10 protein-coding genes and 1 pseudogene are annotated in these 14,660 nt (G+C 33.3%); 3 read left to right on the top strand and 8 right to left on the bottom strand.

From position 1 onward, the window contains the following. The first annotated feature begins 343 nt into the window (after window positions 1-343). Window positions 344-628 carry a hypothetical protein gene (locus tag RV14_RS12395; RefSeq protein ID WP_245785438.1) on the top strand — a complete coding sequence of 95 codons (285 nt, stop codon included), beginning with the start codon at window positions 344-346 and terminating at the stop codon, window positions 626-628. A gap of 474 nt (window positions 629-1,102) precedes the next feature. On the opposite strand, the gene RV14_RS12175 is transcribed toward RV14_RS12395, so the two are convergent. Beyond that, window positions 1,103-1,243: a hypothetical protein gene (locus tag RV14_RS12175; RefSeq protein ID WP_167359831.1), complete on the bottom strand. Its 141-nt coding sequence runs from the start codon at window positions 1,241-1,243 to the stop codon at window positions 1,103-1,105. Window positions 1,244-2,009: 766 nt separating this feature from the next. After that, the gene (locus RV14_RS02250; protein ID WP_071854706.1) at window positions 2,010-2,828 is read right to left on the bottom strand and encodes a ZIP family metal transporter; all 819 of its coding nucleotides are present in this window, start codon (window positions 2,826-2,828) and stop codon (window positions 2,010-2,012) included. Between the two features lie 157 nt (window positions 2,829-2,985). Here RV14_RS02250 and spxB point away from each other — a divergent pair. After that, window positions 2,986-4,709 (top strand): annotated as a pseudogene (spxB, locus tag RV14_RS02255) (pyruvate oxidase). 112 nt (window positions 4,710-4,821) lie between these two features. Here spxB and RV14_RS02260 read toward each other — a convergent pair. Continuing rightward, on the bottom strand, window positions 4,822-5,343 hold the full coding sequence (locus tag RV14_RS02260) for an HdeD family acid-resistance protein (protein ID WP_071854744.1): 522 nt from the start codon (window positions 5,341-5,343) through the stop codon (window positions 4,822-4,824). A 326-nt stretch (window positions 5,344-5,669) separates the two neighbouring features. On the opposite strand from RV14_RS02260, the gene RV14_RS02265 reads away from it, so the two are divergent. After that, the gene (locus tag RV14_RS02265) at window positions 5,670-7,295 is read left to right on the top strand and encodes an ABC-F family ATP-binding cassette domain-containing protein (protein ID WP_071854707.1); all 1,626 of its coding nucleotides are present in this window, start codon (window positions 5,670-5,672) and stop codon (window positions 7,293-7,295) included. A gap of 212 nt (window positions 7,296-7,507) precedes the next feature. On the opposite strand, the gene RV14_RS02270 is transcribed toward RV14_RS02265, so the two are convergent. The 5 genes from RV14_RS02270 to RV14_RS02290 all read right to left on the bottom strand — a co-directional run bounded on the left by RV14_RS02270 (window position 7,508) and on the right by RV14_RS02290 (window position 14,483). Further along, window positions 7,508-8,371 (bottom strand): DegV family protein, encoded by an 864-nt coding sequence (locus RV14_RS02270; protein ID WP_071854708.1) that lies wholly within the window; start codon window positions 8,369-8,371, stop codon window positions 7,508-7,510. 355 nt (window positions 8,372-8,726) lie between these two features. Then, window positions 8,727-10,019 carry an adenylosuccinate synthase gene (locus RV14_RS02275; RefSeq protein ID WP_071854709.1) on the bottom strand — a complete coding sequence of 431 codons (1,293 nt, stop codon included), beginning with the start codon at window positions 10,017-10,019 and terminating at the stop codon, window positions 8,727-8,729. 173 nt (window positions 10,020-10,192) lie between these two features. After that, entirely contained in the window at window positions 10,193-11,560 is a 1,368-nt protein-coding gene (dnaB, locus tag RV14_RS02280; RefSeq protein ID WP_071854710.1) for a replicative DNA helicase, read from the bottom strand. Window positions 11,561-12,063: 503 nt separating this feature from the next. Continuing rightward, a complete protein-coding gene (rplI, locus tag RV14_RS02285) occupies window positions 12,064-12,516 on the bottom strand; it encodes a 50S ribosomal protein L9 (RefSeq protein ID WP_071854711.1) in 453 nt (150 codons plus the stop codon). 5 nt (window positions 12,517-12,521) lie between these two features. Then, on the bottom strand, window positions 12,522-14,483 hold the full coding sequence (locus RV14_RS02290; protein ID WP_071854712.1) for a DHH family phosphoesterase: 1,962 nt from the start codon (window positions 14,481-14,483) through the stop codon (window positions 12,522-12,524). Between the last annotated feature and the right edge of the window lie 177 nt (window positions 14,484-14,660).

Consider the following 14,660-nt stretch of genomic DNA (forward strand, 5'->3'; position numbering starts at 1 on the left):
CAGATCAGTTTTTTTATTATTAATAAAATACTATCAAAAGCAAAGTATATTCTACTTTATTTTTTATTCATTTAAAATTATACTATCAATAAAGTTATTTATTAATAACAAATAAAAAAATTATGTATTATATCATTTTTTCAAGTCAAAAAACTATGTTTATCACAAATGTACTTTTTTACATCATAACTGTTTAATAGGAGTGTTGGAGATGAAGAAAGCAATTATTATGGTTAGCAGTTTCTTAAGTATAATTACTTGATTTTTTATTATTGAGTCTTTAACGTCTCCTGTAAAAGACGTTACTTCAAAAGCTGAAATGCAAAGTACGGTTGAACCAAAAATGGAATATGTTCCAACAAAAGAGGAACTATTGAAAATTGAAGGAGAAAAACTTGATTTTCTAGGTTTTTATCAAATAATAAAATTAAAATTTGACGACCAGCCTTCTATTACCCTACTCAATGAAGACCAAGAAACAATTAACTTTTCTATTTCTGTTTTAGATAAGAAAAAACAGATATTTTCAATTCCAGCTATCCAATTTTCTCCACAGAACCTTCAACTTTCTGATTCATTTGGTTTAGCAAAAAAAGAGACACACTATTTTGCCTATAAAAAAAATTAATTTTCTGACAAACCCTGTAAATAATTAGCGAAGACTTATATACCCACTAGAGGTATATAAGTCTTCGCTAACTTTTTGATGTCTTAATAAAAGAATTAACCAGCTATACATTGATTCTACCTTTTCACTTGTTTTTTGATAAAAAATTATCAAATATTTTAACATAGTCTCTTAAGTTCCATTCTTTCTCCTATTAACTTTGAACTATTTTTTTATCTAGCGAATTCGAAGAGTACGAACGTTATTTAAAACGATAAAAATAACATTTTCAGTTATTTTAAATTTATTTTTTTTTACCTTTTTGGAAATATTTAATATTTATACATTATTGGCGTATATCTTCTTATTTTGCTCTCATTAACCAATTTTAAAGCATCAAGAAGATCAAAATTTAGAAAATAAGTTCATTAAACAAATCAAAAAAATCCAGATTATCAATGATTCTTTTGAAAAACTGGATTTAAATAAAAATTTTTATTTTTTTAGTGCGGCAAAGAATGGAACGAGTATCGATAATAAAACAACCGTTAAGCCACATTGATTTTGATCTAAATAAATCAAAGTCGTTACAATACTTGTTGTCATCCCCACAGACAAATTTTTTCTATCTAGCATTAATCTCCCTCTTTGCAGTCTATTTTCCTCTAGGATTTCGACTATTTTTTCTTTATATTTTTCTTAATTTTTCGTTTATTTGATTAGCTTCATTGAGATTTTGCACCTTCAAATGAATGATTTTAGTAGACTCTACAACAAACTAAGAAGTCAGTCATCAAAAGAATGCTTATTATACTAAAAAGCAAGAATTAATTATATCTCTATCAGATTCGTTCGGCTATTTATTAAATATCTCAGTAAAAGTTTTTAACCATTCGTTGTTCTTTATTTCCTCTATTACCGAAAAAAACAGCAATGAAATCAGTCTATGGTTGGATGTAACATATTCTATCGATTGCTATACTTAACACAATGATTCGCTTTAAACTTCGTTTTCTCTAGTCAAATAAATATTAGACTGTACATTTTTAAAAAGAACAGACACAGAGACGACGGAAAAAAATAAAAATGAAATGAGGGGTCTCTATGAGGCAAAAAAATTTTTTTGTAAATTTACTTATGATCCTCCTGATATTGGTTGTAGCTAGTTTTTCTATCAGCTTTTTTGTAGGAATTTTAAACAGCATTTTATGGTTAACAATCAAAATACTGCTTCCTCTAGCTATTGTAATCTGGCTTATTCGTACAATCTCTAATAGCAACAGACGTCATTATAGAAAACCTTATTAATCTTACATCATCCAAAAGCAGACCAAGACATCGTTACATCTTGATCTGCTCTTCGATTTTTTTAAGAATTTAAAAATGATATATCATTTTATATTTAACCTAATGCAACATCTAAAATCATCATAATGATGAAACCCAACATCACACCAAACACTGCAAAATGTCGTTTACTTGATAACATTTGTTGTGCCTCCGGAATCAGCTCTTCAACTACCACATAAATCATTGCACCAGCTGCAAATGCTAAAGCATACGGCAGTAAGAGAGTTACTCGTGTGACAAGAACTGCACCGATTATGCCAGCAATCGGTTCTACGATTCCTGAAGCTTGTCCATAGACAAAAGCTTTCGTACGGCTCAATCCTTCTTGTCTTAACGGAATAGACACTGCGGCTCCTTCTGGAAAATTCTGGATTCCTATACCTAAAGCGACTGAAATTGCTGCTAAAACTGCTGCAGTTGGATTATCCGCAGTTGTGGCTGCTCCAAACGCTACTCCGACTGCTAAGCCTTCTGGTATATTGTGCAAGGTAATCGAAAATACTAATAAAATTGTCCGCTTTAAATGGGTGGGTAGTCCTTCTTTTTCATGCTGCGGACCAAAGTGCATGTGAGGAAGTGTTTTATCTGCTACATAAAGAAACACTCCCCCCAATCCAAAGCCGATACTTACAACAAGCCAAGCAATGGCTCCATTTTCTTCTGCTTTAGTAATTGCTGGATCTAATAACGACCAAAAACTAGCCGCAATCATCACTCCCGAAGCAAAGCCAAGCATAACATTCAATACTTCTTTTTTAATTTCTTTAAAGAAAAATACTAATCCAGCACCCAAAGCTGTCATGAAATAAGTAAAAGTTGTTCCCGCTAACGCTTGTTGCCATGGTTCCAACTTCAATAACCATTCCGCCATTTCCTTCTCCTTTCATGCCTTTATTTACTACTCTAGCATATTGGAAAAATTGTGACTACTATTTTTGTGAAAAAGCGAATTAGTTGGGGGTTGGGCATTAAAACACTATACTTTAATTAACAAGTTTTATTTTTAGCTTGATAAGGGAGTGGAAAATATGTCAACGATCAATGCTGGTATTGCTATGGTAAAAATAATGGAAAGTTGGGGAATTGAACATATCTATGGTATTCCTGGAGGTTCGTTTAATTCAATAATGGATGCTTTATACCATGAAAAATCTCAAATAAGATACATCCAAGTTCGTCACGAAGAAGTTGGTGCACTGGCGGCGGCAGCACAAGCAAAGCTGACAGGAAAAGTTGGCGTTGTTTTCGGATCTGCTGGTCCTGGTGCTACACATTTGATCAATGGTTTATATGATGCACAAATGGATCATGTGCCAGTAGTAGCTTTGCTGGGACAAGTTGCTTCTACTTCAATAAATTATAACTCTTTTCAGGAATTAAATGAAAATCCAATCTTTGCAGACGTCAGTATTTATAATCGAACCGTGATGACACCTCAGAGGCTACCTCATGTTGTCGACGAGGCAATCAAAGCAGCCTACGAATATAAAGGAGTAGCCATCGTTACAATTCCAGTTAATTTAGGATTTGAAGAGATTGAAAAAGAAAAAATATCCACTGCCTCTACACATAAAACAGGGCTAATTTTACCTAATGAAAAAGATTTATTAACTGCCATTCCTTTTATTGAAAAAGCAAAAAAACCAGTACTTTATGTTGGTCAAGGGACACGCAATGGCTTCTCACAAATTAAAAAATTTACAGAGCATTTTTCGATGCCCGTAGTGGCTTCTGTTTTGGCAAAGGGAATTATTCCCGATAACTACAAAAACTTTATGGGATTTGCCGGTCGTGTCGCTACAAAACCGGCAAATGAAGTGTTGGCAGAAGCTGATTTAATTTTATTTGTGGGAAGTGATTTTCCATTTGGTCGTACATTTTTTAACTCAGAGGCTGAATTTATACAAGTAGATATTGATGCTTCAAAATTTGGACGAAGGCATACGACTTCCCTGTCTATCTTGGGAGACGCCAATACAACGTTACAAAGATTAACCGAACTTGGACATTCTCGTCCTAAAGATCGTTGGTATTTAGCAAATCAAGAAAATAAACGTCATTGGATAAACTGGCTACAATCTTTTGAATCACGTGAAGATAAACCCATTCGACCAGAAGCTGTATACAAAGAAATCAATCGTATTGCCGAAGAAGATGCTATTTTTGTTACAGATGTTGGTAATACAACGATTCACTCTATCCGTTTGTTGAATATGAATGGTAAACAACAACATACAACTTCTGGTTGGTTTGCTACTATGGGTTATGGTATCCCCGGAGGAATTGCTGCTCAATTAAACTATCCTGAAAAACAAGTATTTACCTTAAGTGGTGACGGTGGATTTGCGATGGTTATGCAAGATATCATTACACAAGTAAAATATCAACTTCCTATCATTAACGTAGTTTTATCCAACTCATCATTTGGATTCATTGAAGCAGAACAAGAAGATACGGAACAAAAAAGTTTGGTGTCTGGTTAGAAGATGCTGATTTTGGAAAAGTTAGCGAAGCATTAGGAGCTGATGGTTTCACAATCACCGAGTATCATCAGTTACGACCTGCTTTTGATGCAGCAAAACGATCGCATCGACCAGTCGTTATTGATATCAAAATCAGTAACAACCGTCCATTACCAGTAGAAAAACTGTGTTTAGATTCGAGAAAATTCTCAAATGAAGAAATCAAACAATTCAAAGAAAAATATGAAATTCATGATTTACCTACTCTAAATGAACTCTACGAAAAATAGATATAACTTATCCTTTTCTTATCAAATAGAAACGTTGCACATTAATTACAGCTAGAAAAAAGACAAACAAAACTAGATAGTTTTATTTGTCTTTTTAATGTTTTGATCACACTTATCTAAACGCATAGACAATATGATTAATCCCAAAAATCATAAAGTAAAAACCAACAAGAAAACTTAAAGTTAATGCAGATGAAATAGGATTAAATAATAAAATAATCCCTAACAAGACCCCTAAAATATTGATAACTACTGTAAACCAATAATGTCTTGTACTAATGCCTTTAGCTAAATCGGCGGTAAATAATGCCAATACAGAATCTGCAATAAACCAAATAGCAAATACAAACGGTAATGCAACCACTCCTGCACCGATATTAAATAAAAAGAAAATTCCTATGAGAATATCAATAATGCCAATAATTAAAGGCAATTTCCCTTTGTAACCCGTTAATTCTTTTAGGCGATTACGTAAAAATAACTCAAAAATACCTTTTAAAAATGCAAAGATAGCAAATACAAAGACAATGGCTACCAAATTTCCGACTGGATCTTGGAAAGAGAGTAGTGAAACAAGAACAAATAAAATTCCTAGAAGCAACGATCCCCAATCCATTGTTTTTCTTTCATTCATTTTCATCCCAACTTTCATTTTGATCTATTATTCATACTAACCTTCTCATTAACGTACGTCAAAACATATGCTAAACCAAGCGAAAAGAATAGACACTATCTATTTCTTTCAAAGAACTATCAAATGCATCTTTTTTTATTAAAAGACTTCATCCGCTTTTTCATTAAATATTCATTCATCTGATCTTTCTAATAGTTAAAGATCATTTTTTCTTGTATGTTCCACGTGAAACACAAAGAATGATTGATTCCCTTGAAACTTTCTTCTTTCCCCTATATAATTCTAGAAGACTTGTTAAACAATAAAAAATAAAGTGAGGAAAAAAATTGATTACTGTAAATGATGTAAGTTTGCACTTTTCAGACCGCAAACTATTTGATGATGTTAATATTAAATTCACTCCAGGAAATTGTTATGGCTTAATAGGTGCAAATGGTGCAGGTAAATCAACATTCCTTAAAGTATTATCTGGAGACTTACAGCCTTCAACCGGAACAGTTTCTATGGGTCCGGATGAGCGAATGGCTGTCTTAAAACAAAATCATTATGATTACGAAGAATACACCGTCTTAGAAACCGTCATTATGGGACATAAGCGTTTATATGAAGTAATGAAAGAAAAAGATGCTATTTATATGAAAGAAGATTTCACCGATGAAGATGGCATAAGAGCAGCAGAATTAGAAGGCGAATTTGCTGAATTAAATGGCTGGGAAGCAGAGACTGAAGCTGCTGTTTTATTGCAAGGATTAAATATTCCTGAAGAACTTCATCATCAACTGATGAGTGAGTTAACGAGTGGTCAAAAAGTAAAAGTCCTTTTAGCGCAAACATTATTTGGTAAACCAGATGTTCTATTACTTGATGAACCAACTAATGGATTAGACATTCAATCAATCAACTGGCTGGAAGAATTTTTGATTGAATTTGAAAATACCGTAATTGTTGTATCTCATGACCGTCATTTTTTAAACAAAGTATGTACGCATATGGCAGATTTAGATTTCGGTAAAATTAAATTATATGTTGGCAATTATGATTTTTGGTTAGAATCCAGCCAGCTTGCTGCAAAATTACAAGCCAATGCAAATGCAAAAAAGGAAGAAAAAATTAAAGAATTACAAGAATTTATTGCGCGTTTTAGTGCCAATGCTTCAAAATCAAAACAAGCAACTTCTCGAAAAAAGATGTTAGAAAAGATTACATTGGAGGATATTCAACCTTCTTCACGACGTTACCCCTTCGTAGGGTTTAAACCTGAACGTGAAATTGGCAATGACCTTTTAAAAGTCGAAAATGTTAGTGTAACTATCGACGGAAAGAAAATTTTAAATGATATATCATTTAATCTAAAGAAAGATGATAAGGTGGCTTTTATTGCTGAAAATGATATTACAATAACTACTCTCTTTAAAGTTATCATGGGAGAAATTACACCTAATGTAGGTTCGGTAAAATGGGGCGTCACAACCAGTCGCTCGTATTTACCAAAAGATACGACAAAAGAATTTGATACTGAATTGACAATTTTAGATTGGTTACGTCAATACGCAAGTAAAGAAGAAGATGACAATACTTTTTTACGAAGTTTCTTAGGACGAATGCTTTTTTCTGGTGAAGAAGTATTGAAACCTGTCAATGTTCTTTCTGGTGGAGAAAAAGTACGCTGTATGCTTTCTAAAATGATGCTTTCTAAAGCAAATGTTTTAATTTTAGACGATCCTACGAACCATTTAGACTTAGAATCAATTACAGCATTAAATGACGGTTTGATGACATTTACCGGTTCTATTCTTTTTACTTCACATGATCATCAATTTATCCAAACTCTTGCAAATCGTATTATTGCTGTCTCCGATAATGGAGTAGTTGATCGTGCCGATACCACTTATGATGAATTTTTAGAAAACCAAGAGATACAAAAACAATTAAATAAACAATGGAAAAAATAATTTAATTGAAGTATTAAAAACTTCTCAAAACAAAGAAAACTGTTTTGAGAAGTTTTTTTGATTGAATATTGAAAATCTTCATTAATAAGAGCTTATAAAAAGAATCTCATCAAACTTGAAATCTTCAAAACCGCTAATGAGATTCTTAACAGAGAAAACTTCCTCTTTTCACAATACACTTTCTTACTTCTAAAAGACAAGCTTAATTCATTTTATCGTGTAATTCCCATTGAAAATATGGCGATACATCCGTAACCTGTATGACTAGCAATAGTTGGACCTAACGGATATAATTTAACCTCTTTCATTTTAATATTTTCTTCTAGCAGTTGCTTCGTTTTTTCAGCTCTTTCTAAATCTCCTGCATAAGCAATGTATACTGTTTGTTCCAGAGGTGCAACAATTGTTTTTACTGTTTCTTCAACAATGTGTTGGATCGCTTTATTTCTACCTCTTACTTTATTAACATTTGTTAAACGCCCTTCTTTATCTACTGTAATAATTGGTTTTACGTTTAAAATGTTTCCTAAGGCTGCACTTGTTTTAGAAATACGTCCTCCACGCTCAAGATATTTTAAATCATCTACCGTTACCCATGAATGTACTTTTAAATAATTTTCTTCTAACCATGACAAAGTTTCTTCTAATGTTTTCCCTTCATTTCTCAAACGAACAGCTTCTAACACTAATATTCCTTCTCCAAGACTAGCAGCTTTCGTATCAAATACCTGAATTTGCGGATCTACGTACTCTTCATTTAATAATGCTACGGCTTGCAAAGCACTATTATAAGATCCGCTTAAAGCGCTTGAAAAAGCAATGTATAAAACAGGCTGTTTTTTTTCAACGTATGGACGGAAAAATTCGATATACTGACCAACATTGATTTGTGAGGTCGTCGGTGCAGCGCCATTTTTTAATTGTTCCATGTAGTTATCGTTGTCAAATGTTCTTCCAAGGTCATCCATTAATTCAAGATCACCTAATCGAATTTTCATAGATAAAAATTCAACATTTGCTACTTGTAGAACTTGATAAGGCAGATCACAACACGAATCTGTTACAATATGATACACATGTTTCAACTCCTTCAACTTTTCATTCTACTCTTAATGTCTATTATAGCAAATCTCTTGCCTAAAAAATAACATTAACTATTTTTTTATATACAAGTTAGAACTCCTCCATAAATCTTTAGCAATTGAAAAGAGTAATGGTTTTATATGACTAAATAAATTTTTTGGTAAAATTAAACACTAACGTAAAGCAATTCTTTTTATTATTCACGATAAAAATGCCAAAACACACGAAAACTTTAACATAAATTTCGTAGTTTTGGCATTTTGTTCTTATGATATCGATACATTACCCATTCTTTTAAGCAATTTTATTTATTCCTTCAAAACATTCCTATTCAAAAAAACTAGCAATTTAAATTTGTGCCCAAACGCTTTCTAAAATATTAGTTTGCGTTCGATCCGGGCCAACTGAAAATGTTGAGATACGCACGCCCACAAGCTCAGAAATGCGTCTCACGTAGTTTCGTGCATTTTCTGGTAAATCGGCAAGCGTTTTGCATTGGGTAATATCTTCAGACCAGCCAGGCAATTCTTCATAGATTGGTTTACAACGTTTCAATTCTTTTAAACTTGCTGGATAATGATAAATCAATTCACCATCTAGTTCATACGCTGTACAGATTTTTACTGTTTCTAATCCACTTAATACATCAATAGAATTAAGCGATAAGTTAGTAATACCTGACACGCGTTTTGAATGACGCATCACTACTGAATCAAACCACCCAACGCGTCGTGGACGCCCTGTAGTTGTTCCATATTCACGACCCACTTCACGAATTTGCTGTCCTGTTTCATCAAACAATTCTGTCGGAAACGGTCCATCACCAACACGAGACGTATAAGCTTTACATACCCCAACAACTTTATTAATTTTAGACGGACCAACGCCACTACCGATCGTTACCCCACCTGCTACTGGATTTGAAGATGTAACAAATGGATACGTTCCTTGATCGATATCCAACATAACACCTTGCGCTCCTTCAAATAAAACACGTTTCCCTGCATCTAATGCATCATTTAAAATAACAGAAGTATCTGTTACATATTGTTTAATTTGTTGACCATATTCATAATATTCTTCAAAAATTAATTCAAAATCAATAGGCGTAGAATCAAACATTTTTACAAATTGACGATTTTTATCTTCTAAGTTTAAACGTAGACGTTCTTCAAATATTTCTTTATCCAACAAGTCAGCAATACGGATACCTACACGAGCTGCTTTATCCATGTACGCTGGTCCAATTCCTTTGATCGTTGTTCCAATCTTATTTTCCCCTTTTGCTTCCTCTTGTAATTGATCTAATTTGATGTGATAAGGCAAAATAACATGAGCACGATCAGAAATACGCAAATTATCGGTTGTAATGCCTTTTTCATGTAAATAAGCAAGCTCTTTTACTAATGACTGGGGATTGACAACAACCCCATTTCCAATCACACTGATTTTGTCTTTGTAAAAAATCCCTGAAGGAATCAAATGCAGTTTATAAGTAGCACCATTAAATTTAATCGTATGCCCTGCATTATCGCCACCTTGGTACCGTGCGATCACTTCAGCATTTTCACTAAGAAAGTCAGTAATCTTTCCTTTCCCTTCGTCGCCCCATTGTGTACCTACTACTACTACAGATGACATTTGAACACCTCGTTTTATTTTATTTAATCCTGAATTATTTTAACAACAACTTAATACTTATTCAACTAAAATCGAATAATAATTTTATTTATTTTATAAAAAAGATTAAAATACGAACATTAAGCAGAATTACTTCCACTCACTTTTCACTTAGTTTTAATGATAACACAAAATTAGTATTCTTCTCTTGGTGATAAGGAAGAAAATTTATTGTATTCTTTGATAAAAAGTAATTCCACCGTACCACGAGCACCGCTACGGTTTTTTTCAATGATTACTTCAATCACATTATCATTTTTCGGCTCATTTTCTTCACCGTCTTCGCCACCATCTCTCTCATAATAATCATCCCGATATAAGAAAGCAACAATATCTGCATCTTGTTCAATGGAGCCAGATTCACGAATGTCACTTAACACCGGACGTTTATCTTGTCGCTGTTCAACACCACGAGAAAGCTGTGATAATGCAATAACAGGTACCTTTAGTTCTTTGGCTAGTTTCTTTAATTGACGAGAAATCTCTGATACTTCTTGTTGGCGATTTTCTCTACCGTTTCCTTCAATTAACTGTAAATAATCAATTAAGATCAATCCCAAATTTCCTTTTTCTTGTGCTAATTTTCGACATTTTGCTCGTATTTCTGAAATTTTTATCCCGGGAGTATCATCAATAAAAATATTTGCTCGTGACAAACTTCCCATTGCAACAATCAAATTTGACCATTCTTCTTCAGAAAGCTGTCCAGTACGTAAGTGGCTTGCTTCAATTGAACCTTCTGCACAAAGCATCCGATTCACAAGTGATTCCGCCCCCATTTCAAGACTAAAAATAGCTACCGAACGATCTGTTTTCGTCCCCACATTCTGCGCAATATTTAGGGCAAAAGCTGTTTTTCCGACTGCCGGACGAGCAGCTAAGATAATCAATTCTTCTGGCTGCAATCCAGCGGTCATTCTATCCAATCCTTGATAACCAGTAGGAAGTCCAGTAATTTCCTCATTATTTTGAGCTAATTGATCAATATTTTCAATGGTTGAATTCAACACTTCTGCAATAGATAAAAAACCACTGCGATTTCTTTTCTCAGATACTTCTAAAATGCTACGTTCTGCATCATCTAAAATTGTCTGAACTTCTTCTCCTTGTTCAAAACCTTTTGTGACAATTCTTGTGGCTGTTTGGATCAACGTCCGAAGCAATGATTTTTCTTCAACAATTTTCGCATAATAAACAATATTTGCCGCAGTCGGTACGGCTAATGCTAACTCTGAAAGATAACTTAAACCACCAGCATCTTCCAATAAATTAGCTTGTTCCAAACGATCTTTTACTGTCACTACATCAATCGCTTCACTTCGATCATTTAATTCCTTCATTGCTTCAAAAATAATTTGATGTCCCCGACGATAAAAGTCTTTCGATTCTATGTACTCCATGGCATCAATGATCGTTTCAGCATCTAAAAAAATAGCTCCTAAAACCGCTTGTTCAGCTTCTATACTTTGCGGTGGAATTCGGTCCTGCCACACTTCGTTCATACCTATCGCTCCTTGTCTTCAATTGCTTCATTTTACAAGAAAATTGTAAAAAAGTCACTTTGAAAAAGTTTGTTTAACCATTCTTTATTCTAAAAAAGAAGATTTATCTGTGCAGTAAGAAAAAATACTCAGAAAGAACTTGTACCTGATTTCCCTATCCAAAATTTCAATCAACAATACAAAATTCTAAATATTATCCAACCATTCTTTTAATGCATTAGTTTTTACTAAATAAGTAATAATTAAGCGGAAAAAAGGAAGAACTATTCTCTCCAAGCACGTAAATGAAATAAATCCTCTTTTAAAAATAGCTTATGCGAACAACAAACCAGATCACCCAGAAAGTACTACTCTTTTTGGATGATCCGGTTTATATTATATAGTAACTTCTTCCTAATGACTTCAAGAAACATGTAGTACATATAGATAAAATCCCTCTCGAATCTTAAAAAGAAATACATTCATTGCAGCTTAACGTCCGCCTTTTCCTAGACATTAACTAGCTATTCTTGAACAACATGCACTTTAATCGTTGCTGTTACTTCATGATGTAATTTTACTGGTACGTTAGTATAACCTAACGTTCGAATTGGATTATTCAGTTCAATTTTACGTTTATCCAACTTTATTTGATATTGTTTATTTAATCCTTCTGCAATTTGCTTCGAAGGAATCGAACCAAATAAACGACTATCTTCTCCTGCTTTTGCTTTGAGTTCTACTACAGTATCCTCTTTTTCCAAAAGCTCTTTTAGTTTTTTTGCTTCTTCTAAAACTTCAGCTTCATGCTTTTCCTGAGCTTTTTTCTGACCAGCTAGTTGACTAATACTGCTTTTCGTTGCTTCCTTTGCTAAATTATTTTTTAATAGATAATTTTGTGCATAACCAGTCGGCACTTCTTTTATTTCACCTTTTTTTCCTTTACCTTTTACATCTTGTAAGAAAATGACTTTCATGTCTATTACTCCTTATCATATAGTTGGTTTCTATTTTCTTTGATTGTAGCCAATAAACGCTGCTTTGTTTCCTCTACTGTAACATTCTCCAATTGGGTAGCAGCATTTGTAAAATGACCACCTCCACCCAAGGATTCCATAATCACTTGGACATTGATTGTTCCTGTACTTCGAGCACTGATTCCAACGAGTCCGTCTGTTCGTTTTGTGATGACAAATGCACCATTGATGTTAATCATTGAAAGAAGAGTATCTGCGGTTTTTGCTGCAATTACACTATTGTATTCTTTTTCATCTGTTCCTGCTGCAACAACAATATCTGAAGTCACATATTCACTTTGAGCAATCAAGTGACTAATTTCCAGATAAGTTTCTAAATCTGAGCTCAATAAATATTGTACTAGGGAAGCGTCCGCACTACAAGACTTTAAATAACTTGCAACATCAAAAGTTCGTGCAGTTGTCCTTACGTTAAAACTATTCGTATCAACCGTCATACCTGCTAGCAATAAAGTAGCTATAAAACGATCTAAGCGATTGCTACGATTACTTTGATATTGAATAAGCTCTGTTACTAATTCAGAAGTTGATGAAGCAGAAGATTCAATGTACGTTAACAATGGCTTACTTGGAAATTCTTCCCCGCGGCGATGATGATCAATAATAACAATTTTATCAAATTGCTCATATAATTCTTGAGAGATGGATAGCGACGGTTTATGGTAATCGACCATCACAAGCAAATCCTCTTCTTTCTTAAGTTCCATCGCCTTTTTTGGTGAAATTAACTGTGCTTCTAATTCCGAATGCTTATGGATTTCTTCCAAACAGCGTTCTACATCTGGAATGATTTCATTTTCATTCAATACAATATAAGCTTTTTTTTGATTGAACCGCGCTAAACAACTGATTCCAAAAGCCGAACCAATGGCATCCATATCAGGAAATTTATGCCCCATAATAAATACATCGCCGGTTTCATCAAAAATTTTACGAAGTGCCGTACTCATCGCCCGCGATCTTACTCGTGTTCGCTTGATTGTTTTAGCTGACTTGCCGCCATAATAAATTGGTTTCGCTCCTTCACGCATTTCTTTTACTACAACTTGATCTCCACCTCTTACTAACGCAATATCAAGATTATTTTGAGCCTCTCCACCGATTTCATCTAACGACTCTTGCCCATAAGCGATCCCCATACTTAGCGTAATAGGTAAATTTTGTCTTTCAGCTTCTGCACGTAATCGATCCAATAAATCAAATTTCTTATCCATCATTTTTTTTAAATTGATTCTCTGAGTCACAAAGAAAAAACGCTCAGCATTAATTCTTTTAAAAAATACATGATATTCATTCATCCAGTCAGAAACAAGCGTAGTAACAAAAGAATTAAGATAAGAAATTTCTTTATCATCTAATTTATCAATTGCATCTGCATAATTATCAATAGATAAAATACCAATAACAGGTTGAATATTTACTTGATGAAGTTTCAATAATTGATTTTGAGTAATATCATTAAAGTAGATGACCCCTTTCACAGTATCCATTTCAAATTGAAACGTTTTATCTGCAAGATATATTTGTTTTTTTTCTTTTGCATTAAAAAATGCATCAAGTAATTCTTCTTCCGTTAATCTACTTTGGTCTTTAATTTTTAAAGCCAAGGGATTTAACCATTCAATTTTTTGACTGGAAGGTTGATAAGCAATGACTCCTACTGGCATTACTTCTGATACATAGGCAAGATTTGTTTCAGCAACCGTTGAAGCCTGTTGAATTTTTTCACGTTTTTTTAACGTGAGCCATCGTTTTAATTTAAACCAACTACGAATCCCCAATAAATTCATTAAAAGAATAACTAAAGCACTAATAACCCGAAACGGCATAAACAACACAATCAGTACTTCAAACAACAAAAATAAAAAAATGAAGAGAGGTCTAGGGGTTAAGTTTTCTTTTTCCATCTTCTTCCTCCCATAATTAATTAGTTCTATTTTACCATAACTTCCTACCTTCAAGCGACTAAACCAATAATTGATGGTTTAGTTAAACAACTAAACAGCTATAAAATAGCTATTTTGCTTTTTTAAAGCTATTAATCAATCCGATTGGCATTTGTTTGCTATAACATTTCATCCAAA

The sequence above is a fragment of the Enterococcus ratti genome, assembly GCF_001886195.1.
Taxonomy (GTDB): Bacteria; Bacillota; Bacilli; order Lactobacillales; family Enterococcaceae; genus Enterococcus_B; species Enterococcus_B ratti.

What these genes read in the sequence shown, in the direction of transcription:
- RV14_RS12175 (WP_167359831.1), bottom strand. Translation starts at nt 1,243, where the DNA reads ATGCTAGATAGAAAAAATTTGTCTGTGGGGATGACAACAAGTATTGTA.
- RV14_RS12395 (WP_245785438.1), top strand. Translation starts at nt 344, where the DNA reads ATGGAATATGTTCCAACAAAAGAGGAACTATTGAAAATTGAAGGAGAA.
- RV14_RS02250 (WP_071854706.1), bottom strand. Translation starts at nt 2,828, where the DNA reads ATGGCGGAATGGTTATTGAAGTTGGAACCATGGCAACAAGCGTTAGCG.
- RV14_RS02260 (WP_071854744.1), bottom strand. Translation starts at nt 5,343, where the DNA reads ATGAATGAAAGAAAAACAATGGATTGGGGATCGTTGCTTCTAGGAATT.
- dnaB (WP_071854710.1), bottom strand. Translation starts at nt 11,560, where the DNA reads ATGAACGAAGTGTGGCAGGACCGAATTCCACCGCAAAGTATAGAAGCT.
- RV14_RS02290 (WP_071854712.1), bottom strand. Translation starts at nt 14,483, where the DNA reads ATGGAAAAAGAAAACTTAACCCCTAGACCTCTCTTCATTTTTTTATTT.
- rplI (WP_071854711.1), bottom strand. Translation starts at nt 12,516, where the DNA reads ATGAAAGTCATTTTCTTACAAGATGTAAAAGGTAAAGGAAAAAAAGGT.
- RV14_RS02275 (WP_071854709.1), bottom strand. Translation starts at nt 10,019, where the DNA reads ATGTCATCTGTAGTAGTAGTAGGTACACAATGGGGCGACGAAGGGAAA.